The sequence below is a fragment of the Bradyrhizobium sp. 14AA genome (assembly GCF_054185205.1).
The window spans coordinates 1-434 of the sequence record NZ_JAVAYM010000199.1 but is presented as its reverse complement, the minus strand read 5'-3'; the positions used below and the strand labels follow the sequence as shown (position 1 = coordinate 434).

1 protein-coding gene is annotated in these 434 nt (G+C 71.2%); it reads left to right on the top strand.

All coding sequences use genetic code 11. The features are described 5' to 3' along the window. On the top strand, window positions 1-434 hold a 434-nt coding region (locus tag RAD15_RS43995; RefSeq protein WP_458184892.1), incomplete at both ends, for an HNH endonuclease.

The following is a 434-nucleotide window of genomic DNA, read 5'->3' as shown; positions in this document are numbered from 1 at the left end:
TACCGGCCCCTGTCCTACAATCCGCTCTCGCTCTGGTCGTGGAAGGACGCCTTCACGGCGTTGTTCCTGGACCGGGTGACGCTGGTCGCGAGCTACGACGTCGACGCCCGCTCCCCGAGCCGGGCGCTGAAGGTCCCGAGCGTTGTCGCGCTCAAGAACTACGTCACGCTGGCGCGCAGCCCCGCCTTCACCCGCTACAACATCTACCTGCGCGACGGCTTCGCCTGCCAGTATTGCGGCCTGCGGCTGCCCTCCGGCGGCCTGACCTTCGACCACGTCGTCCCCCGCTCCCGCGGCGGCCTGTCGAGCTGGGAGAACGTCGTGGCGGCCTGCTCGCCCTGCAACCTGCGCAAGGCGAACCGCACACCCGACGAGGCCGAGATGCCGCTCGCCGCCGTGCCCCGCCGGCCGACCCGCCACGAGCTGCACCACCG